Consider the following 21799-nt stretch of genomic DNA (forward strand, 5'->3'; position numbering starts at 1 on the left):
GCGCGCGAAAAGCAGCTCGTGCCGAGACTATAATCAGGTTTGGCTCTCAAAATTAGAGCCATTTCGATAAATATTTAGGGGCCAATCATGCGCGCGAGCGTGCTTTCCGACTGGCTGGCGCAGCATCTGGACCGGGGTAACGGCCAGCCGTTGTATCGCCAGCTGCACCGGCTTTTGCAACAGGCCATCTTGTCACGTGAGCTGCCTGCGGGCAGCAAAGTGCCGTCTTCACGGCTGCTGGCCGCCGAACTCGGGATTGCGCGCAACACGGTGACGCAGGTCTATGAGCAACTGGTGCTGGAAGGCTATGTGAGTTCCGCGACGGGGCGCGGCACCTTCGTCGCGGATAGCGCGCCCGATGAAATCATCGGCACGCCCGATGCTTCCGCTGCTCCTGATGCCGCCAATCTCCCCGATGCCACGCGCGGCGCGCCGGACGCGGCGTTACGGCAAGCCCTGTTTGCGCCTGGCTCAGCCCGGCTAGCCCGTTCAGGCACGCCGCTGGCGCCGGAGCGCGCCCTCTCGCGGCGTGGCGCGCGGCTGGTTGCGGGGGCGGGCGTATCGAAGCGGCAAGGTGGCGCGTTCATGCCTGGCGTGCCGGATGTGACACGCTTTCCCGCGCGGGTGTGGAGTCGCTTGCAGAACAAATACTGGCGGCGCTTGCGTCCCGATTTGCTGACTTACGCGCCCGGTGGCGGCCAGGCGTGGCTGCGCCACGTGCTGGCTGATTACCTGCGCACGGCGCGCTCGGTGCAGTGCGCGCCCGAGCAGATCATCATCACGACCGGCATTCACCAGTCCGTTGATCTGGCGGTCCGGCTGCTGTCCGACGTGGGCGACGTGATCTGGACCGAAGACCCGTGTTACTGGGGCGTGCGCAGCGTGCTGCAAGTCTCGGGGCTCGAAGTCCGGCCGGTCGCGGTCGATGACGAAGGAATCAACCCCGGGCCCGATGACCTGCTTCAGCCACCGAAGCTGATGCTGGTGACGCCCTCGCATCAGTACCCGCTCGGCATGGTGATGAGCCTGCAGCGCCGCCGCATGCTGCTCGAATACGCCCGCCAGCATCAGTGCTGGATCATCGAGGACGATTACGACAGCGAGTTTCGCTATGGCAGCCGGCCGCTGGCTTCGTTGCAAGGGCTGGATAGCGCGGGGCAGGTGATCTACGTCGGCAGTTTTGGCAAGACACTGTTTCCGGGTTTGCGCATCGGCTATCTGGTGGCACCCGCCGCGCTGGCCGAGCGCTTTGCGACCGCGAGCGCGGAGCTCTACCGCGAAGGGCAATTGCTGCAACAGGCGATGCTGGCCGAATTTATCGCGGAAGGGCATTTCACTTCCCATATCCGCAAGATGCGCGCGCTATACGGGCAGCGGCGTGGCGCGCTGCTGGAGGCCGTGGCGCAACGTTATGGCACCACCTTGCCGGTGCTGGGCGGCGATGCGGGTTTGCATCTGGTGCTGCAGTTGCCCCCGGGGGCGGATGACCGGGCCGCAGCCGCGGCAGCGCTGGAGCGCAACATCGTCGTGCGCGCGTTGTCGGGGTATTACGCCGAGGCGGCACGGGCCCAGCCGGGGCTTTTGCTGGGCTACGCCTGCGTGCCTGACGAAGAGATCGTGCCCGCCTTCGCCACCCTCTCCCAGGCGCTCGATGAGCGGCTTGGGCTGGGGTAAGCGGGGCGCGGGGGCACGACGGCGGGTTGCGGAGCGTCCGCGCTGAACGGATGCCTATGTGCTCCGAAAAAGTACGGGTAGCCGTAGATTCGCCATAATGAGGCCCCGCTCATTCGACGCTCATCTGCTGGACCTCTGCCATGACCGAATCCGCTTCCGCTGCCGTTCCTGCCGGCTTCCTCCCGGTGGCTACCGTGCCCCGTCTCACCAGCCTCTCGCATGGCGGGGGCTGTGGCTGCAAGATCGCCCCCGGCGTGCTGGCCAACCTGCTCAAGCGGCATATGCCGCTGCCCGCTTTTCCTCATTTGATGGTTGGCCCCGATACCGCTGATGATGCCGCTGTCTACCGGCTCAACGACGAGCAGGCGCTGATCGCCACGACCGATTTCTTCATGCCTATCGTTGACGACGCCTATGATTTTGGCCGCATTGCCGCGACCAATGCGCTGTCCGACGTGTATGCCATGGGCGGCACGCCGATTCTCGCGCTGGCCCTCGTGGGCATGCCGATCAGCGTGCTGCCGCATGACACGATTGCCGCCGTGCTGCGCGGCGGCGAAGACGTGTGCGCCGAAGCCGGGATTCCAATCGCAGGCGGGCATTCGATCGATTCGGTTGAGCCGATCTATGGCCTGGCCGCGCTCGGCCTCGTGCACCCGCAGCATGTCAAACGCAACGCCACCGCTCAAGCCGGTGATGTGCTGGTGCTGGGCAAGGCGCTTGGTGTCGGCGTGCTCGCCGCGGCGTTGAAACAGAACCAGCTCGATGCGGCAGGCTATGCCGCGCTGATCGCCACCACCACCCAGCTCAACCGGCCCGGTATCGCGCTCGCTGCGCTGCCCCAGGTGCACGCGCTGACGGATGTGACGGGCTTTGGCCTGCTCGGTCACACGCTAGAGCTGGCGCGCGGCGCGCAACTTACCGCGCGTTTGCGCTATGCCGCCTTGCCGTGGCTGCCCGGCGTCGAAGCCTTCGCTCAGGCGGGTATTGCGACAGGGGCTTCCGGGCGCAACTGGAATGCTTACCGCACGGGCGTGACGCTCGCGCCCCGCTTGCCCGCTATCGCCCAGGCGCTGCTGACCGATCCGCAAACCTCGGGCGGCCTGCTCGTGGCTTGCGCGCCCGAAGCGGTACCTGATGTGCTGACGCTGTTTTATGAGCAAGGCTTCGCCGCTGCCACCGTGATCGGTGAGATGCGCGCAGGTGCGGCGCAGGTCGAAGTCGTGTGAGTGTCAATCTGAGTGCCAGTGTGAATGTGAATGCAGGCTATGCCCCCGTCATGCCGGTTTAATTCAGGGTTTCCCAACGATGCGAGAAGAATCTCCGAAAGCCATTATTTACGCGCTGGCCGCCAACATGGGCATCGCCGTGTGCAAGTTCGTGGCCGCCGCGTTCACCGGCTCCGGCTCGATGTTTGCCGAGGCGATTCATTCGAGCGCCGATTGCGGCAACCAGATCTTGCTGCTGCTGGGCCTGCGCGCCGCGCGCAAACCTGCCAGCGCGCTGCATCCGCTTGGCGCGGGACGCGAAATCAATTTCTATGCGCTGATCGTTGCGTTGCTGCTGTTTTTTGTCGGCGGGGCTTTTTCGGTCTATGAGGGCGTGCACCGGCTCGTGGCTCATGAGCCGCTGTCGAATGCCTATGTGGCGTTGCTGGTGCTGGGGGTGTCGCTCGTGCTCGAGGCGCTGTCGCTAGCGGGCGCCTTGCGCGAGATCCGCCGGCACAACCCGGGGCAGCCGTTGTGGCGCTGGTTCCGCGAGACGCGCGAATCCGAGCTGCTGGTGGTGGCGGGCGAAGACATCGCGGCACTCGCCGGGCTGGTGATCGCCTTTATCGCCGTGCTGCTGGCCATGCTGACCGGCAACCCGGTATTCGATGCGCTGGGGTCGATCGGTGTGGGGCTGCTGTTGATGGTGATCGCCTACGCGGTGGCCCGTGAAGTGAAATCGATGCTGCTCGGCGAATCCGCCAGTCCCGCTGTGCGGGGCGCCATCGAAGCGCATTTGCGCGCTCGTCCGGAAGTGCGCGGCCTCGTCAATCTCATTACGTTGCAATGGGGGCGCCACGTGGTGGTGGCGGTGCAGGCGGAAATGGCCGATTACCCCAGCGGGCGCGCGATGATCGATGCGATCAATGTGATTGAAGAGGATTTGCAGCAGGCCTTCCCCCAGGTGAAATGGGTGTTCTTCGAGCCCGAGGTGCAGCGCGAGGAACGAGGCTAACCGGGCGAGGCTTTTGCTTTACGCCGGCTATTGCGCCAGGGTGGGCGTTTCCAGGCTTCCTGACGAAGGGTTTGACTCATAGTTCGCGCGCGGGCAGGGTGTTTGTCACATCCAGGCCTTTTGCGGAGCGCGGTGGCAGACGCTCCCGGCTGACGGGATCTGTATCCGCGCAGGCGTCTACAGGGGGCGCTCCGTTTCGGCCAGCTTCAATGCATTGGCCAGGGAGCGTTCGCGGTGGGGATCAGGTTGGCCTCAGGATGACGCGCTGCCAGCGAGTTCCAGCGCCTGTTGTCGTGCCGCAGCGGCTGCCTTGCGGGTTTTGCCCGCGCGCGAAGGCGGCTGGCACGCACCGCACACGATGTTATGTTGCAGATCATGACGATGCGCGACGAACTTGCCATTGCAGCGGCAGCAAGCCGTCAGCTGCAAAATGTCCGCATCGAAAAAGCGCACCAGCGTCCACGCCCGCGTCAGATCGAGCACGGCTTCGGTTGCGCTGTTGCGGCAATGTTCGAGATACAGGCGATAGCCCTTCGTCAGGGCATCGAGATGCGAACATTGCGCTTCATGTTTGAGGAAGAGATAGATGTTGTAGAACAGTGAGGCGTGGATATTGGCGAGCCACGTCATGTACCAGTCAGCGGAAAACGGCAGCATGCCTTTGGGCGGCGAGACGCCCTTGACCTCGCGGTAGAGGCGAATCATCCGGTCGCGCGAGAGTGTCAGCTCGCTTTCCAGCACTTGCATACGCGCGCCTAGCTCGATGAGTGCGATCGCGCGGAAGACTTCCTGGGCGTCTTCGGCCAGGCTTCGCTTGAGCATGAGAGACCCCTTCATCAGGCGAATTGCTCAACTTGCTGGCCCGCCAGCAAAATCGCGGTGTGGGTTGGCGCCACTTCGGCATGCCGCGAGGTTTGCGTCAACGCCGCGAGCATCGCGTGATCGGTCAGACGGAAAAAACACAGAAGCTGTCCCGAGGAAGCCAGCTTGACGCACTGCGCGAGCGTGAGCCCGGCCAGCAGGTCTGCCAGTTCCGACGACAGTCCCAGACGGAACATGCCCACTGCCTTGTCTTCACGCAGCATGCGCTGTGCCAGCATGACGTAGGACAGGTTGATTTCACGGATTGAATCGAGTGTTTCGCTGCTACGGTCCATTTTTTCGTTTCCGAAGCCCCAAACGGCTTGCTAGCATTGTCTGCCGTTATGCTTTTTGTGCCTTTCCGGGTGGTGCGCTACCCGGGCTAGAACGCTTCCTTGGCAGAAAGAAGCGGCTTAATACGGTCGTTACAATTCGTAACACGTCGGCCGATTGTATGAAGCGATTTATGAGAAATCAATCATTTTCTCAAAAAAGTTCAACGATTTATTTGTCAGATTACGGTAATAATTGCAGCGTAATGTATGGTGTTCTCAAAATACTCTCCAAGGCTTGGGATTTTTCTCAAAAAAGTCCTGTGATGCTTACGCTGATTGGATCTTGTATAAAAGCATGCAAACTTTGATGGGCCGGGTTGTGAGGTATCTGATACGTTTTGCCACGTTTGCATGGAGGGCCTGAGCAGCTCAATAAGTAAAAAATACAAGTTTTGAGTCTATGTAACGTGAATCGCCGGTTGTAATTAAAATCTGTGGTGTTGTTACAAATAACCTGCGCGGTGGCACGGCATCCCGGGTGAGCGCCAGATGATCGGTTATCGTGAAGCCCGGCGCGTTCCGTTTGCGCCGTCGCCCCATGGCTGCGTGACCACATTGGCCTCATTGGCCACACTGGCCGACCTGACAAACCTTGAGCCCCTGAACACCCCCCCATGCTGAAGAATCTGAATCCGCTGCTGAATGCCGATGTGCTGCACGTGTTGCGTGCGATGGGACATGGCGATGATCTCGTGATCTGCGACGCCAATTTTCCGGGTGCCGCGGTGGCTCGCTCCACGGTCGTGGGGCAGGCACTGCGTCTTGATGGTGCGAACACGGTCGAAGTGCTGCGGGCGGTATTGTCAGTATTGCCGCTCGATACGTTCGTCGATTGCCCGGCATGGCGCATGGAAGTGGTGGGCGAGCCGGACACGCTGCCTCAGGTGCAGCGCGAAGCGCTGATTGAAATCGAAGCCGCCGAAGGCCGCGCCGTGAAGCTGGCCGGGCTTGAGCGCTTTGCGTTTTATGAGCGCGCAGGCAAGGCGTATGGCGTGATCGTCACGGGCGAGCAGCGCGGCTACGGCTGCTTTATCTTGCGCAAAGGCGTGTTGCTGGCTCGGGATGCACCCGTTGCAAGCCGCTAGGCCGGCGGCGCAGACCGTTTTGCGATCTTCGCCGCAACTTCCCGGATGGATCCATCTTGATGGCATGTGTGCCGCGCGCCAGGGCCGCTTGCGTGGCCAGCCCGTATGCGCAGCGCGGAATTGTTTTACGTTTTACGGCTTGAATCAGTCCGATTGAATGAAGCCATAACCAGGAGCAGATCATGATTCAAAATTTCGAACAGTCGATTGGCGGCAAGACCATGCAGTTTTGCGCGAGCCTCGGCGAGGGGGCGACGCCCCATCGCGTGCTCATTAGCGAGGCGGGCTCGGCGCAGACGCTGGTGGTACTCGATGCATCGGGTTTGCTGGGCGCGCTTAAGGTCGAGTTTGAAGAACCGGCGAAGCTGATCGCCAACGCCATTGTCAAGGTGCGTGACGAAAGCTTGATCGAACGCGCGCTCGAAACCGGGCAGATCCAGGAAGCGGCGCTTTAGCATTCAACAGGCGCGATAACAGGCGCCAGGCGCGATGCCCGGCGTTCAGCGATGAGCCGGATCCTCCGGCGCATCGCGGAAGAAAAACGTCGTCAGCGCGCCAATCGCGCAGATCACGGCGACATAAAGCGCGGGCGCCATCGGGTTCGACTTCATCATGAGCGAGACCACTACCGGTGTGAGCCCGCCAAACACGGCATAGGCAATGTTGTATGAAAACGAAATGCCCGAAAACCGGACCACGGCCGGAAACGCCTTCACCATGACGAACGGCAGCGCGCCGATCACACCGACCAGAAACCCCGTCAGCGCATAAAGCGGCAAGAGTGTCGAGACGTCGAGTGCGACTTGCTGAAACATCAGGTAGTACGACGTGGCAAGCAGCAGCGCGCCGATAAAGATCGTGCGGCGGGCACCAAAGCGGCCCGCGATCGTGCCCGCGACGACACAGCCCACGCTGAGGCACAGCGTGGCGAGCGCATTGGCGAGCAGTGCGGTGGCAGGCGGCACGTGAAATTGCTTTTGCAACAGGGTGGGCGTCATCAGGATCACGACTACGATCGCGGCGGATAGCATCCACGTTAGCAACATCGATACGATCACCGCGCGGCCATGGTCGCGCAGCACGGCCTTCAACGGAATTTCAGCAGCCAGTGACTGACGCTGCTGCATTTCGGCAAAGACGGGCGTCTCATGCAGCCAGCGGCGCAAATACACCGAAAAGAGCCCAAACACCCCACCCAGCAAGAAGGGCACGCGCCAGCCATAGGCGAGGATTTCTTCCGGCAGGAAATGCCGGTTCACCGCCGATGCCACCAGCGAGCCGAGCAGGATGCCCGCTGTCAGTCCGGCGGTCAGTGTGCCGCAGGCGTAGCCAATATGGCGCGAGGGCACGTGTTCGGAGACGAATACCCAGGCTCCGGGCACTTCTCCTCCGACCGCTGCGCCTTGCATCACACGAAAGAGCAAAAGCAGTACAGGCGCCAGCAGGCCGATGCTGGCATAGGTGGGCAGCAAGCCCATGAGCAGCGTGGGCACCGACATCAACAGCACGCTTAGCGTGAACATCCGCTTGCGTCCCAGCAGGTCGCCGAAGTGCGCCATGATGATGCCGCCTAGCGGGCGCGCCAGGTAGCCCGCGGCGAAGATGCCAAAAGTTTGCAACTGGCGCAGCCAGTCTGGAATGGCCGGCGGGAAAAACAGCTGGCCAATGGTGGTGGCGAAAAAAACGAAGATGATGAAGTCGTAAAACTCCAGCGCGCCACCCAAAGCCGCCAGGCCGAGGGTTTTGTAATCGCTCCGGCCAAGGGCGCGGGGTGCGGGCGCGGGACGCGCGGAAGGCGCGTCGGGCTGTTCTGTCGCTTGCATTGCAATGCCGTTATCAGGGAATCACGAAAGCCACGCGCAAGGCGTGGGCTAAGGCGCGTCGTCGGATGCGTCGAGTGCCAATGGCGCAGCAGGGCAAGCAAGGCAGCAGGGCAGCAGGACAGCAGGACAGCAGAAAATGGCTCCCGCGCCCATGACGACGGCCAGCGCGCGATTTTACAGCAGCTGTTGCCGGTCTATCTGACAATCACTTGTCTGGGAGAAAAGCATCACGATGCCACGTTGTGCAAACGAGGCAATGAGTCAATCCGCATGGAGTATGAAATCTCCGTATGCGAGCAGGAAATGGAATTGTTTTTGCATGGAAAATTCCTAGTTATTTTGTTGAAATTTCTGGGTCTTAGTAGATAGGTAAAACACGCGGCTAAATTCAGATTGTTCCTATGTGCGGCAATAGACCCCCCTTTGAGAATCGACAACCAGTTACCCAGTTACAGTTGATTCGAGAGTTCTTCCATGCGTATTGCCATTCTTCAGAACGACCCTTACCAGAGCGCGCTGATCAAGCAGGTTCTGGTACAGGCAGGCCATAGTTGTGTGGCCTTTGATGACGGCCTCGCGTTATCCAAGGCGCGAGCGCGTTCAACAGTCGATTTACTGGTACTTGACTGGCAGGGCGCACGGATGTCTGGGACGGAGGTGCTGAAGGCGGTTCGTTCGGTGGGTGGCGAATGGGTGCCGGTGGTGTTCGTGTCGCAGGATGCCTCGGAAGACAGCGCGGTGCGCGCCTTATCGCTGGGTGCGGACGATTACGTGACCTTGCCAATGCGTCCCGCCGAGTTTCGTGAGCGTATCAACGCGTTGCTGCGGCGTGCCTACCCTGATCTATGCGGCGCCTCAGGCTTCGAGGTCGGCCCGTACCAGTTTGACTCCACGCGCCAGCAGGTGAAGCTGCGAGGTGAGGTCGTGCCGTTATCGGGCACACAATACCGGCTGGCATCGTTGTTCTTCTCGAACATTGGTCGCGTGTTGTCGCGCGATCATATTTTTGCCATGGTCTGGGGGCGTGAGTTCCGGGAATCGACCCGCACGATTGACAGCCATGTGTCGCGTTTGCGTTTAATGCTCGAAATCGAGCCGCAAAACGGCTTTCATCTACAACCGGTATACAAGAGCGGTTACCGGTTGTTGCATCTGCGTCAGGGCGAAACCGCGGGAACGGGTGATCACGTGCCGCTCGAAGAAGAATGGGCTGCCTGAAGCGTCATCTGGCCATGCTTTTTGGCATTGTTTTTGACCATTGTTTTTAGCCATTGTTTTTAGCCATTGAGGCAGCGCCCGAAAGACAGGCTGCAGCGTCTGATGCCAGATCAGGGCCTGCATGGCCCATTGCAACGATCAGGTGTTGTGCAGACGATCGCCTGATACGACGCCCAGGCCACGCAGTACTGCATTGCCTTCCGGCGTGAGACGAATGACCGGGCTTCCGGTCTCCGCTTGGGCCATTTCAACCAGGCCGGCTTCTTCCAGTAGCGGGATTTCAGGTTTGGCCGCTGCGTCGATGGGGGCGTGCAGCAACAGCAGCATGGTTGCCAGTTCATGGTGGCTCAGCAGGCGGCGCAAGATCGTGGGCCGTTTGCTTTTTATGTCTTTGCTGGCTGGCGCCGAAAGATGATCGGCGCACGTGTGGTCTGGAGCGGTCATTGGGCGGATCTCCGGCAGTTCGGGTGAAATGAATCGTGCGGATTTTGCCCCGGAACCAAGGTTGAGCCAAGGCAGAATGGCTGGCGTCCATCATACCCGGGCTTCATTCGCCCCTTTTTACTGTTTGCCGCGAGATTTGTTACTGGGCTTTACTTGATTCAGGGTGCATTACGAGGCCGAAGGGGCACAAGTTTTTCCTGCATTTTCGAGCCATAAATTTCCGGGATGACGTTTGCCCGCATAGAACCGGTAAGTGGTCGTGTCGTTGTCGCTGCGAATTTTCACGATGTTCGAATCACCGAAATCAAGCATCGAGCCTTGCGGTATCCCAGTGATTTGAAACTTGGCGTGATGTTTGTTCGCTTCGGTGATCAGACAGACGATGACGTTGGCAACCGGGCTTTGCGTCGTGGTGTCGATCATGGGCTGGCCCGCATCCGGGTTTTGCCACCACGCACACCCTGTCAGCACGAATGGCAGGCATAGCGTGACGAACGTTATCATGACTCGTTTCATTTTTTCTCCGGTAGTTCATGTAGTTCAGGTGCGGCATGGGACACTCGCGGTGTCGCATTATATCGGTGCATTGCCGAGGACCGGCTTACCCGTGAGCGATTCCGGAGAGTCAAACATGCCTGAAAAAAAATCATATTTGCTCGGCCTGATGGGTGCGGGTATCGGCGGCTCATTGAGCCCCGCGATGCACGAAGAAGAAGCGCGGCAGTTAGGGCTGCAGTGCGTCTATCGCCGTATTGACCTGGATTTGCTGCAGCGCGATGCCCGGACGCGGCCTGACCTGCTGCCCGAACTGCTGCGGGCAGCGGAGCAGATGGGCTTCGATGGCCTGAACATCACTTATCCCTGCAAGCAAAGTGTGATTCCCTTGCTCGATTCCCTGGCGCCCGAGGCGCAAGCGTTGGGTGCGGTGAATACCGTGTTGCTGCGTGACGGGCAACGTATCGGACATAACACGGATTGCTCGGGTTTTGCCCGCGCTTTTCAGCAAGGGCTGCCAGGCGTGGCGCTAGATCATGTCGTGCAGCTCGGAGCAGGGGGCGCGGGGGCGGCGGTCGCGCATGCCGCGCTGACGCTCGGCGTGCGCCGGCTAAGCGTGTTCGATGTCGATACGGCGCGTGCTGCCGCTCTGTCCGAGGTTTTGCAGCAGCGCTTTCCAGACGTTGAGGTTCGCGCGGGCGAGGCGCTCGAAAGCACCCTCGCGCGAGCCTGCGGACTGATCCACGCGACCCCGACAGGCATGGCGAAACTCCCCGGTTTGCCGTTGCCTGCCGCGTGGCTGCATCGTGATTTGTGGGTGGCCGATATCGTCTATTTTCCGCTGCGTACCGCGTTGCTTGAGGCGGCTCAGGCACTCGGCTGTCTCACCATGAGCGGAGGCGGCATGGCCGTCGCTCAGGCGGTGGATGCGTTTCGTCTGTTCACCCGGCAAGAGCCTGACGCGGCACGCATGAGTGCCCATTTTCAGACGCTCTTGCCGTGCTAGCACGGGGGCCAGCGCGGCCCGTTCCGCTCCGTCAAACCGATCCGTCAAACTCATAGACCTGGAGCAGACATGCCCTCCTCCGTGCCATCCGGTTCCTCGGGTATGCCTGATGCGGGTACGGGTGTCACTGCCACCACGGTGAGCACTACGATGACCATCACCACACCCGTACCACGCCGCTCCAGAGCGCGTTACCAGATTCTCGCGCTGCTCGCCGTGGGCACGATGATCAACTATCTCGACCGCACGGTGCTGGGCATTGCCGCGCCGCAACTGACCCATGAGCTCGGGATTAACGCCGCGCTCATGGGGCTGATTTTCTCGGTGTTTTCCTGGAGCTACGTCGCCGCGCAAATCCCCGGCGGCCTCTTTCTCGATCGCTTTGGCAGCAAGCTCACTTACTTCCTGTCGCTGACGCTGTGGTCGCTGATGACCTTGCTACAGGGTTTTGTGCATGGCGTGGGCGCGCTCTTCGCCTGCCGTCTCGGGCTCGGTGTGGCCGAAGCGCCATGCTTTCCCACCAATAGCCGGGTGGTGGCCACATGGTTTCCGCAAAGCGAACGGGCGATGGCCACCGGTACCTATACCGTGGGCGAGTACATCGGTCTGGCATTCTTCAGCCCCGTGCTGTTTGCGCTGATGGGGGCGTTGGGCTGGCGCTCGCTGTTTTACGTCGTGGGTGCGGCTGGGATCGTGTTTGGCGTGGTCTGGTGGTTCAGTTACCGTGAACCGCGCGATCATCCCGCGGCCAACCAGGCGGAACTCGATTACATCGCGGCAGGCGGTGGCCTGATGCAGCCTTCGCCAGACAACGGGAATGAACGTGCAGCCACAGCGGCCCCCAAGGCCAACGGTTTTCAGTGGCGCACGATGGGCCAGTTGTTGCGGCAACGGCAATTGGCCGGTATTTGCCTTGGGCAGTTCGCGGGCAATTCGACCCTGGTGTTTTTTCTGACGTGGTTTCCCACTTATCTGGCAACCGAACGCCACATGGGCTGGCTCAAGATGGGCTTTTTCGCCGTGTTGCCGTTCATTGCGGCCTCGGTGGGGGTGATGTTCGGCGGGTTTGTTTCGGACTGGATGTTGCGCCGGGGGATTTCGGTCAATATCGCGCGCAAGTTGCCGATTATCGCGGGCTTGTTGCTGGCTTCGACGATTATTCTGGCCAACTACGCGGATAACGATGGGCTCGTGATTGCGATCCTGTCGCTGGCGTTTTTCGCCCAGGGCATGGCGGCACTCGGCTGGACGCTCGTGTCGGATATCGCCCCTGAGGGGTTGCTGGGCGTGACGGGGGGCATCTTCAACTTCGCCGCGAATCTGGCGGGCATCGTGACGCCCCTGGTGATCGGTGTGATCGTCGCCCAGACGGGCTCGTTTTTCGGGGCGTTGTTCTTTATTGGCGTGATCGCCCTGATCGGCGCGCTGTCTTATCTCTTTGTCGTCGGCGATATCGAGCGGATCGTGCTGACGAACGTGCAGCCTGAGCACGCAGCCTGAGGCTTGAAGCAAAGCCAGATCTTCAATCGTCTCGCGCCTTGGCGGCCGCCATTCAAGCGTGCATGGAACCCTTGCGACTCGTTTGGTTACCTAGCGATGTCACGTCAGGTGAGCGCACCGTGTTCGCTGCACGCCAGGTGCGCAGCAATACAGCAGCACTTCCAAGCCATGCCGTCACTGACATTGCGCGAGCCATCAACCCGCCGCGTGAGATGACGGTCGATATCCATCGCCGGCCATCCGGCCGTACTGTTTTATAGCGAAGTTTTTTCATGTCCGAGCCATCCGGCGCAGAGGATCGCGGTACACCGTGCCCATCCCGTTTCTTACCGTCTCATTCGCCCGCTTGTCCGGTTTGCCAGCAACAATGGGGTGAAGTGGATACGGCGCTGGCGCCGCCACGGTTGCAACCCGGGGGCGGCGAGTGCGCGGCAGCCTCGCACGAGTTGCAGGGTGAGGCGCAGATCCCGGCGGGTCAGCCGCGCAATGTCGCGCCCCGGATGACACCGGGCGCCCAGGCACCAGGCGGCGAATCCGGGCTGATGGCGCTGGCGCATGCGGCCGCGAGTACGGACACGCTAGCGGTGCCTGACATGGGTCGCCCTGCAGGCGGGTTGTCCTTGACGCTGGCCGAGCGGGCACCCATCGAGGCGATTTTTGGCGGGCGGATGGCATTGAACTGGCTGAGCCGCCATGGCTCATTGCTGACCCAGGCGCCGTATGGTCTGACGAAGGCGCAAATTTTACGCATCGCGGGCAACGATGGCGGCGTGCTCGCGTTGGAAAAAGTGCGCACGTTGCACGCTGGGCTGGGGCAGCAGGGCTATTCGAACGAGCAGATTGTGACGCTGGCGGGGAACGCAGGCGGCGCGCTGGCGCTGGGCAAGGTTCGGACGCTGCATGCCGGGCTCACGACGCTGGGGTATAGCCGCTTCCAGATTGTGGCAGTGGCGGGCAACGTGGGTGGTGCGGCGGCGCTGGAGAAGCTATGGACCTTGCATGCGACGCTCAGGCTACTGGGCTATACGCATGCTGAAATCGTCAGAATCGCGGTGCGTCCTGGCTCCGCTCGCACCCTGGAGCAACTCTCGACGATGCACGATGCGCTGGTTGCGTTGGGCTACACCCGAAGCGGCGTGCTGAAGATTGCATCCGGCGGGGCGCTGGCGCTGGAAAAGGTCTGGGTGCTGCATGCGGGGCTGATCGCGCTGGGTTATACGCGCGCCGAAATTGTCAAGGTGGCCGCTGAAGGCGGCGCATCTGCGCTGGGTCAGGTGAAGCAGGTGCACGCGGATTTGGGCGCGCAAGGTTACAACCGCGATGAGATCGCGCAGCTGGCGGTGCTGCGCGAGGATGCGTTACGGACGGCGTACGTGTTGAGCGGCTAGGGCGCGCAATGGGTGCGAGGCGGCTAGGACAGGGTTTGACCTGCGGTAATGCCCCCGTTTTCCAAGGCAGGCAGAAGTAGAAACTAAGCGGCCATGGCCAGCCGCTGCTTCGGGGTAAAACCGCCCAATGCCCTATTCGGGCGCTCGTGATTGTAAGTCCACATCCAGTCGGCCGCCGCTTCGCGCACCTGCTCCAAGTCTTCCCACAGATACTGCGGCAGCCATTCGTATCGCGCAGTCCGGTTGAACCGTTCGATATACGCGTTCTGCTGCGGCTTGCCCGGCTGGATGTATTCCAGCCGGATGCCTTGCCTTTGCGTCCACGTCACGATAGCCGCGCTCAGATATTCCGGACCGTTGTCGCACCGGATAACCTTCGGCTTGCCTCGCCATTCCAGATGCTGCTTCAGCGTGCGAATCACCCGCTCCGATGGCAACGAGAAATCCACCTCGATGCCCAGCGCCTCCCGGTTGAAATCATCAATTACGTTTAGCGTCCGGATACTGCGCCCGTCCGCCAGTTGGTCATGCATGAAGTCCATCGACCACACTTCATTGATGGCCTGCGGCACCGACAGCGGCTGTGGCGTCTCCCGCACCAGGCGCTTCTTCGGCTTGATACGCAGGTTCAGTTCCAGCTCGCGGTAAATCCGGTAAATGCGCTTGTGGTTCCAGCCAAATCCCTTCACGTTGCGCAGGTAGAAGTAGCACAGCAGAAAGCCCCAGTTGCGATGGCAGCCCGTGATACGCAGCAGCCAGTCGCCAATCTCTTCGTTCTCCGTGTTCAACTTCGCCTCGTACCGGTAGCACGACTCGCTGATGCCGAACACCGCGCACGCCACACGAATCGACACGCGGCGCTGTTGCACAACCTGCTTTGCCATCTCGCGCCGACGAGATGGTTTCAGAACTTTTTTTGCAGTGCTTCCGAGGCAATCTCTGCCTTGAGCTTCTCCTCGATGTACATCTTGCGAAGCCGGTCATTCTCCGCCTCCAGCTCCTTTATGCGCCATTCCTTTTTGCGTTCCCTGGAGGACAGGAGCGCCTTCGCCAATAAGTTTTCGAATTTTTGGGTGCGGGAAAAGGTGGAGGTTTTCGAAAAGTGCGTGATGTTGTCCGCATTCAGCGGCGGCAAACACACTAATTTATTGATGACCCGGAGCATCGTATAGCAGGCGCCAAGAACCGCTTCGTCGATCAATTCTTCCCTGTTTTTAAAAGGCTTGAGGGCCGTTTCGATGGCTTGTTTGAGGTGATCCGTTGACAGATAGACCTTGTGGGATTGCTTTTTGGTCTGAATATTCTCGAGTTTAAAAGTTAGCAGGTTTCTGATGCAGATGAGTAGCGGATAGATATCTTCGGGCTTAATGTCCGGATGTGTAATGTAGTTATATAGTTTTTTAAATTGCTCGGGAAATCGATCTTTGGCCCCGCTATATTCCTGGAGAGATTGCTGGAAATTTTCCCGGGTTTTTTTGCTAAAGTTTTCGTCGGGCTCGGTGAAGATGTATTCTGCAATATGACCGAATGATTCAGCGATTTCTTGAAAAATTAAAAGATTCGATTCGGTTTCGTCTTTTTTTTCAAGAAAATTAAAAGTAATCTGTGCTTCCGCCAGAAGGCGGGTCGCGGTACGGTTTATGTTCAGATAGAGATCTTTAACCGCGTTGAGCAGCTTTGCGTCATCGTCCTGCAAATTTCCGAAGGCGTCGCTCAGTTTCTGGGTTTTGATGTTGTCGATATATTCAGTCGAAAATATATCGTGGATTTTTATTATTTTTTCCAGGAATTCTCCTGTTGTTTTTAAATTGTAAATTTTAGAATTGAATAGCTGGAGTTTTATGGAGGGCCGCAGATTCGAGGGAATCTTGCCTAGTATCTGGGTTCTGTTGCTCTCGGCCTTTCGATTGTGGACCAGATCGGCGAGTTGATAACGCTCGGGGAGTAGCTGGGTTTCGATAAATTCAAGTTGTGGATACAGGTCGAGAACGAAATCATAAGGATTTTCCACGGCTGGCGTTGCTGTGGTCTCGGATTTGATTGTCGGATCAGGTACCGGCATATCCACGAAAATATTTTTGGTAACCGGCGATTTTATTTCTTCTTGTGGGGGTGTTTGTGCCTTGAAAAAACGGGGCATTTCTTTAAGGAAAAAATAAATTAATTCCATAGATTCTGATTGTCTGGTATCAGAAGTGCTGTGGTTTACTCCATAAAGTATATTTTGACAGGCTGGATGATTGGTAAAGGAAGAAGGAGCGATGGAGTATTCCCGTTTTGGAGCGCGGAGGCGTTGGGAATATCTTTGCGAATAATGGCTTGTTTTGGGCTCGCCGCTGGTTAATAGTTGGACTGACGTAGTGCCTGTAGTTTCATGGGTAATGTTATTATTAGTGCCCGGAGAAATTTTTCGAAATAGAGAGAGCATATTTTTAAGATAAAAAAAATAAATTAAGAAAAATTAAAAGAAGATCGTCATGAATTTGCTAAAACGATAAGTCTGGCTGATCGCCTGATTGTCTGCAGGCTAGGTAACTTTTGCGGCCAAAAGGTTCTGGCAAATGAACATCGCAGCCTCGCGCAGCGGGCGGCCTCAGTCAGGACGTCGCAGCAAGCCCGCCACCAGACAAAGCTGGGCCGCGGCATAGGCAAACCAGATCGCAGGCGTGCTGCCTGGAAATGCCGTGAGAAAGCGTTCGATGCCGAGCATCGCGTCCGAGGCGACGAACAGCGCGGCACCGGCGCCAAGCCACAACCGTGCGTGGCGTGCAGATAGCGCAAGGCTGGCCATTGCGCAGAGCGCCACGATGTAAAGCGCGACAGGAACCGTCAGCTCATGCAGGCGCGGCCAGAACAGGACATACAACACACTTGCCGCGAGCCATGGCAGGGGCCGCGCGCGGCGTTGCCAGAGGCGAGGTTGGCCGCGCAGCGGCGCGAGCACCATGCAGTACGCCAGATGCGTGATAAAGAAGGCGCCAAGGCCGCCGATCAACGACCATTTGAGCGGTAACGCCAGCACGACATCCCCGACCATCGCTGCCAGCAGCCCGAGGCCCAGCCCCAGGCGTTCGCGCCGGGGCCGGTACGTGGCACACGCGGTGGCGGCCAGCAACAGCGCGCACAGCAGGGCTTTGCCGATCGCCTGCCGGGGATCGGGCGCGAGCCCTGTCCCTGCTAGCGTGCTGCCATAGTTCACAGCGGTACAGGCCGCCACCAGCCACAGTGCGAGCACTGTGTAGAACGTGCCGGTATCAGGCGCAGCGAGGTTATTTTTCGTTTTCATGGGGGCAGCGGCTAAAACCGGTGAATTCTAGCAGCCGCGACAGGCCTCGCTGACAGCGGCAGCAGATTCACGCTGGCGTTTCAACTTCGCGTGTGGTCTTGCTGCAAGAGGCGCTGCCTGAGATTTCGGACGAAGCCTCAGGCGGGCACCGCTACCGGGGCGCTGCCGTGCCCGGTATCAATCATGCGCACCGTAAAACCAAAGCACTGGCTGATCAGCTCCGGCCGCATCATTTCGTGCGGCGTGCCTTGCGCGAGGATGGCGCCGTCGGCCAGCAGCGCCAGGGTGTCGGCGTGACGCGCGGCGAGGTTCGGATCATGCACGATGGTGAGCGCGCCAATACCCCAATCGCGCGTCAGCGTGCGCACCGTGGCCAGCAACCGGTGCTGGTGCGCCAGATCCAGCGCAGCGGTCGGTTCATCGAGTAGCAAGTAACGCGGTGCGGCTGCTTGAGATGACCCAGGCGCCGTGGCCGCTGACGTCGCGCCTGAAGCCGTCGCGCCATCCGCTACCGGCCAAAGCTGGGCCAGCACCCGGGCGAACTGCACGCGCGCCAGCTCGCCTCCGGAAAGTGTTGTGATTTCGCGCCCGCTGAGCGTGTCGGCACCGGCGAGCGCGAGCGCTGCGCCGACGATCTCGCGGTCCTGGCGCGTTGGCGTGCCACCGGCCATATGCGGATAGCGTCCGAGCAGCACGATTTCATCCACGCTAAAGGGAAACACGGGCTGCGATGCCTGAGGCAAAACCGCGCGCAACCGGGCGAGGCGCTGCGGGCCGATGGCGCTGAGCGTTTCGCCATTGAGCGTCGTGGCCCCGGAGACGCTTCCCCCGGTTGTGGCTTTGCCGGTTTTGCTCACAGGCCGGGATGGGGCAGGGGGCGCGCTCAGTTCGCCCGCCAACACTTTCAGCAGCGTGCTTTTGCCGACACCGTTGCGCCCGAGCAGTGCGGTGAGCTGGCCTGGCCTGACTTCAAGCGACAGGTCGCGCAGCACGGGTTTGCTGCCGCGTGTCACGCTCAGGTTGAGAGTCTTCAGCATCGGGGGCGGGCTCCGTCGAAGTTACAGGCTTACAGGCCAAGCTGGCTGCGGCTGCGCCACAGCAAGACGAGAAAGAACGGCGCGCCGAGCAGCGCGGTGAGAATGCCGAGCGGTACTTCGGCAGGGGTGGCGATGGTGCGTGCGACCAGGTCGGCCAGCACCGTGAGCGTCGCGCCGAGCAACATCGCGCCGGGCATCACGATGCGCTGGTCGGGGCCACACGCCAGCCGCACGCAGTGGGGCGCGACGAGGCCGATAAAGCCGATGATGCCGGTGCACGATACGAGCGCGCCGACGCCCAGCGCCGACGCGACCAGCACCGTGCGTTTGACCCGCTGGGTAGGCACGCCAAGATGCTGCGCTTCGGTTTCGCCCAGTTGCAGCGCGTTGAGCGCGTAGCTGTGACGGGCGATCAGCCCCACGCCGAGCAGCACGAAAGGCAGGATCGTGGCGATCATCGGCCATTGCGCGCCGCCGAGGCTGCCGAGGCTCCAGAACGTGAGCGAGCGCAGTTGCGCATCGTCGGCAATGTAGGTCAGCAAGCCGATAGCCGCACCCACCAGCGCGTTGATGGCGATTCCGGCGAGCAGCAGCAGGGGCAGTGCGAGCCGGCCGCGCGCGGCGGCCAGGCGGTATACCAGCGCGGACACCAGCAAGGCCCCGGCAAAAGCGGCGAGCGGCAGCAGCCCGAGCGTGGCCGCGCCGAGCATCGGCCCCAGCACAATCAGCGTCGATGCGCCGAGTGCCGCGCCACTCGAAATGCCGATGAGCCCAGGGTCGGCTAGCGGATTGCGAAAGAGCGCCTGCAAGGCGCTACCCGCTGCGCCGAAGCCTGCGCCGACCAGCAGCGCCAGCACGATGCGTGGCAGGCGGATATGCCACAGCACGGCCTGGGCTTGTTGCAGCGCGGGGCTGGCCTGTACCTCGGCCTCGCGGGCGAGGAAGGCGCTCCAGACCTGGCCTGGCGTGAGCGCGTAAGCGCCGATGCAGATCGCCGCCAGGGTGATGAGCACGAGCGCCGCACCCAGGCCGATAAAGAGCCGTAACGCCGCGCGCCGCCGCCGTTCGGCCAGGCTGTCGCCAAGGGTAGGGGTAGAGGCTGTCGCGGGCGGGGACGGCGGGGCGGCGGTGACGCGCGGCGTGGAGGGGGGCGCGGAGGAAGCGGTATCGAAGCTCATCGGAGAAGGCGAAGGCACGTGAGAGGCATCAAGGAGGTTACGCGGCACGAAGCGTCATGGCAGGGCGCGCGGGAGCGTTCTTGCAGCGCGCCAGCACAAGCGCCACTGCGCATCGGGTCCGGCAATGCAGTGGCGGTTTCGCGTGGGCCAGGCCCGCGCACCCAGGCTGGCACCAGGCAGGCACCAAGCTGGCACCAAGCTGGCACCAAGCTGGCACCAAGCTGGCACCAAGCGGGATTCAAGTTCAACCTGCTTGCTGTAAACGCTGGTTCAGGGTCATCACCGCTTGCGGCAAGCGTGGGCCGAAGCCCAGCAAAAACAGCGCATCGAGTGCGACGACGCGCTGGGCGCGTCCCGCGGGCGTTGCGCCAAAGCCTGGGCTAGCCAGCATCTTCGCCGCACCGCCTGAGGCGCTCAGGCCCTCGTCGGTGGTCAGGACGACATCGGGCATGGCGCTGACCAGCGCTTCCGCCGAGAGTGGCCGGTAGCCGTTGAAGCCCTGCATCGCGTTGCGCACCCCGGCATAACCGAGCATGGCATCAGCCGCCGTGCGCTGCCCGGCGACCATCGGCTGGTTGCCGCTATGGTTCAGCACGAACAGCACCTTGAGCGGCTTGGCGCGGCTTGCCAGCGACGAGCGCGCCACTTCAGCCCGGGCTTGCTGCCACTCGCCTGCAACGCGCTCGCGTAAAGCGTTGCCCGCCGCCTTGGCATCGAGTGCCTGGGCGATACCCGTGATTTTTTCCAGCACTGATTCGACGTTGTGCTGCTCGGCAAATGAAATCACCTTGACGCCGGCCTGTTTGACCTGGGTGAGCGCCGCAGGCGGCCCGGCTTCAGCGGAAGCGAGGATCAGGTCGGGCCGCAGCGAGAGCAGCCCTTCAGCGGACAGCGCCCGCTGATAGCCCACTTTGGGCAAGGCCCGCGCGGCAGCCGGATAGGTGCAAGTGGTATCTGCACCGACCAGCGTGCCGTGCGCGCCGCCTTGCGCGTTCAGCGCATAGACCACTTCGGCCAGCGCGCCGCCGACGACGATCACGCGCGGCTCAGCCGTTGCGGCCTGCGCCACACGGCCTAACGCACCCAGCAGCAGCAACGCGCTGCCGCTGCCCAATAGCCGCCGGCGTTGCCGGTCGAGGTGGCCCGCGCTCATGCGAATGCCTTCTCGCGCAATGGGGCGAGGCCCGCGATCAGATCGCGCCAGCCTTCGAGTTCCGGCTCGCCGGGCTTGCGCACACCGAACAGCATGGCGATGTTTTCACCGTTGGCGTCGAACAGTTCGAGCGACGTCACGATGCCGTCGCTGGTGGGTTTGCGCACCACCCATGTGCTGGCCACCAGGTCCTGGCGCAGATGCAGGTTGAAACCCGGATCGAGCACGTTGAGCCAGTTGTCCATTACGCGAATGTTCTTCACGGGGCCGCCGTGGATCTGGATCATGCCGCGGTTGCCGACGAACACCATGATCGGCAAAGCGATTTGCGCTGCGCTTTCGAGCAGGCCTTGCAGTTCGTCGTTGGCGACTTCCTGGGCATAGCTGCGCGGCGCGAGACGCAGCGCCTGGGTGCGCGCCAGGCCAAACTTGCGCAGCACGCCGAAGAACTGGTGCGTATCCGTCATCGCATCCCATTCGGCGTGGAAGGCGGCGACATCGACTTCGCCATCCGGTTTGAGTGCGGTGGCCTCAGGCGCGGGGACCACGCTCAGGCCGCCCACCTGATCCGCCATGCGCCAGCGCTGGACCAGCTCATCGAAGGCCGCGTGGTTGCTGTGCTCGCGCAGGTAGATCTTGTGCACGGCATGCCCATGGGTATCGAAGAACTGCAGGCTTTTTTGCTTGCCGCGCGGGGTGTCTTCGAGCACCGCGAACCCCGAGGCCCAGCTATGGTAAAAAATCCGCAGGTCGATATGCTCACCCAATGCCAGGCCGACCATGCCGTCATGACTCATTTTTTCGTAGGGGCCGTCTTTTTCGTGTACGGCGGCCTCGTTGCGCGTGAGCGCCATCACCGCCCCCAACTGTGGAATCTCTTCCATGATCTCGATGAAGCGCGGTTCAAGCCGTATCACTTCGTCGCCGACAAACGCGGCGAGGGCTTCGCCTTCGCTAATGCCTAGCGCATGCGCGGCCTCGCGGTTGCGCAGTTTTTGCGTTTCCTTGAGCTTGAGAAAATCTTGCTGGAGCTGCTGCAGTGCCGCTGTGTTGGGGAGCGTGGAAGTCAACATGTCAGTTTCCTCGGAATGAA

Annotated in this window: 19 protein-coding genes and 1 pseudogene; 9 read left to right on the plus strand and 11 right to left on the minus strand. The window is 61.1% G+C overall.

Features of this window, described 5'->3' with window-relative positions:
• The first annotated feature begins 87 nt into the window (after positions 1-87).
• The 3 genes from pdxR to GH657_RS15505 all read left to right on the plus strand — a co-directional run bounded on the left by pdxR (position 88) and on the right by GH657_RS15505 (position 3897).
• Positions 88-1674, plus strand: coding sequence for a MocR-like pyridoxine biosynthesis transcription factor PdxR (pdxR, locus tag GH657_RS15495; protein WP_153101941.1), 1587 nt, complete (start codon positions 88-90; stop codon positions 1672-1674).
• A 140-nt stretch (positions 1675-1814) separates the two neighbouring features.
• Positions 1815-2903, plus strand: coding sequence for a selenide, water dikinase SelD (gene selD / locus GH657_RS15500; RefSeq protein WP_153101942.1), 1089 nt, complete (start codon positions 1815-1817; stop codon positions 2901-2903).
• A gap of 79 nt (positions 2904-2982) precedes the next feature.
• Positions 2983-3897, plus strand: coding sequence for a cation diffusion facilitator family transporter (locus tag GH657_RS15505; RefSeq protein ID WP_153101943.1), 915 nt, complete (start codon positions 2983-2985; stop codon positions 3895-3897).
• A gap of 252 nt (positions 3898-4149) precedes the next feature.
• Here the strand turns inward: GH657_RS15505 and flhC are convergent, their stop codons facing one another.
• Both flhC and flhD read right to left on the minus strand, forming a co-directional pair.
• Complete coding sequence (flhC, locus tag GH657_RS15510) at positions 4150-4719, minus strand: flagellar transcriptional regulator FlhC (protein WP_153101944.1); 570 nt, start codon at positions 4717-4719, stop codon at positions 4150-4152.
• Positions 4720-4733: 14 nt separating this feature from the next.
• Positions 4734-5054: a flagellar transcriptional regulator FlhD gene (gene flhD, locus GH657_RS15515; protein ID WP_153101945.1), complete on the minus strand. Its 321-nt coding sequence runs from the start codon at positions 5052-5054 to the stop codon at positions 4734-4736.
• Positions 5055-5707: 653 nt separating this feature from the next.
• On the opposite strand from flhD, the gene GH657_RS15520 reads away from it, so the two are divergent.
• Positions 5708-6178, plus strand: a complete 471-nt coding sequence (locus tag GH657_RS15520) for an RbsD/FucU family protein (RefSeq protein WP_153101946.1) — start codon at positions 5708-5710, stop codon at positions 6176-6178.
• A 182-nt stretch (positions 6179-6360) separates the two neighbouring features.
• On the plus strand, positions 6361-6633 hold the full coding sequence (locus GH657_RS15525) for a hypothetical protein (RefSeq protein ID WP_153101947.1): 273 nt from the start codon (positions 6361-6363) through the stop codon (positions 6631-6633).
• Between the two features lie 45 nt (positions 6634-6678).
• Here GH657_RS15525 and GH657_RS15530 read toward each other — a convergent pair whose 3' ends face one another.
• Positions 6679-8001 (minus strand): MFS transporter, encoded by a 1323-nt coding sequence (locus tag GH657_RS15530; protein WP_153101948.1) that lies wholly within the window; start codon positions 7999-8001, stop codon positions 6679-6681.
• Between the two features lie 474 nt (positions 8002-8475).
• Here GH657_RS15530 and GH657_RS15535 point away from each other — a divergent pair, with 474 nt between their 5' ends.
• Positions 8476-9219: a response regulator transcription factor gene (locus tag GH657_RS15535; RefSeq protein WP_153101949.1), complete on the plus strand. Its 744-nt coding sequence runs from the start codon at positions 8476-8478 to the stop codon at positions 9217-9219.
• A 138-nt stretch (positions 9220-9357) separates the two neighbouring features.
• Here the strand turns inward: GH657_RS15535 and GH657_RS15540 are convergent, their stop codons facing one another.
• Positions 9358-9663: a hypothetical protein gene (locus tag GH657_RS15540; RefSeq protein ID WP_246174188.1), complete on the minus strand. Its 306-nt coding sequence runs from the start codon at positions 9661-9663 to the stop codon at positions 9358-9360.
• A 168-nt stretch (positions 9664-9831) separates the two neighbouring features.
• Positions 9832-10167 (minus strand): hypothetical protein, encoded by a 336-nt coding sequence (locus GH657_RS15545; RefSeq protein WP_425495762.1) that lies wholly within the window; start codon positions 10165-10167, stop codon positions 9832-9834.
• 127 nt (positions 10168-10294) lie between these two features.
• Between GH657_RS15545 and GH657_RS15550 the strand changes: the two genes are divergently transcribed.
• The 3 genes from GH657_RS15550 (at position 10295) to GH657_RS15560 (ending at position 14052) form a co-directional block, all read left to right on the plus strand.
• On the plus strand, positions 10295-11164 hold the full coding sequence (locus GH657_RS15550) for a shikimate dehydrogenase (RefSeq protein ID WP_153101951.1): 870 nt from the start codon (positions 10295-10297) through the stop codon (positions 11162-11164).
• 150 nt (positions 11165-11314) lie between these two features.
• Complete coding sequence (locus GH657_RS15555; protein WP_246174230.1) at positions 11315-12664, plus strand: MFS transporter; 1350 nt, start codon at positions 11315-11317, stop codon at positions 12662-12664.
• Between the two features lie 272 nt (positions 12665-12936).
• The gene (locus tag GH657_RS15560; protein ID WP_153101952.1) at positions 12937-14052 is read left to right on the plus strand and encodes a TAL effector repeat-containing protein; all 1116 of its coding nucleotides are present in this window, start codon (positions 12937-12939) and stop codon (positions 14050-14052) included.
• Positions 14053-14135: 83 nt separating this feature from the next.
• On the opposite strand, the pseudogene GH657_RS15565 reads toward GH657_RS15560, so the two are convergent.
• The 6 genes and pseudogenes from GH657_RS15565 to GH657_RS15595 all read right to left on the minus strand — a co-directional run.
• A pseudogene (locus GH657_RS15565) lies at positions 14136-15061 on the minus strand (IS3 family transposase); the annotation flags it as partial.
• A 1584-nt stretch (positions 15062-16645) separates the two neighbouring features.
• On the minus strand, positions 16646-17338 hold the full coding sequence (locus GH657_RS15575) for a lysoplasmalogenase (RefSeq protein ID WP_153101955.1): 693 nt from the start codon (positions 17336-17338) through the stop codon (positions 16646-16648).
• Between the two features lie 137 nt (positions 17339-17475).
• On the minus strand, positions 17476-18372 hold the full coding sequence (locus tag GH657_RS15580) for a heme ABC transporter ATP-binding protein (RefSeq protein ID WP_425495770.1): 897 nt from the start codon (positions 18370-18372) through the stop codon (positions 17476-17478).
• Between the two features lie 32 nt (positions 18373-18404).
• Positions 18405-19553, minus strand: a complete 1149-nt coding sequence (locus GH657_RS15585) for a FecCD family ABC transporter permease (protein WP_153102379.1) — start codon at positions 19551-19553, stop codon at positions 18405-18407.
• A 244-nt stretch (positions 19554-19797) separates the two neighbouring features.
• Positions 19798-20706: a heme/hemin ABC transporter substrate-binding protein gene (locus tag GH657_RS15590; RefSeq protein WP_153101957.1), complete on the minus strand. Its 909-nt coding sequence runs from the start codon at positions 20704-20706 to the stop codon at positions 19798-19800.
• Positions 20703-21779: a hemin-degrading factor gene (locus GH657_RS15595; RefSeq protein WP_153101958.1), complete on the minus strand. Its 1077-nt coding sequence runs from the start codon at positions 21777-21779 to the stop codon at positions 20703-20705. Before GH657_RS15595 ends, GH657_RS15590 begins: the two co-directional genes overlap by 4 nt.
• Positions 21780-21799: the final 20 nt, after the last annotated feature.

Source organism: Paraburkholderia hayleyella (assembly GCF_009455685.1).
Classification (GTDB): domain Bacteria; phylum Pseudomonadota; class Gammaproteobacteria; order Burkholderiales; family Burkholderiaceae; genus Paraburkholderia; species Paraburkholderia hayleyella.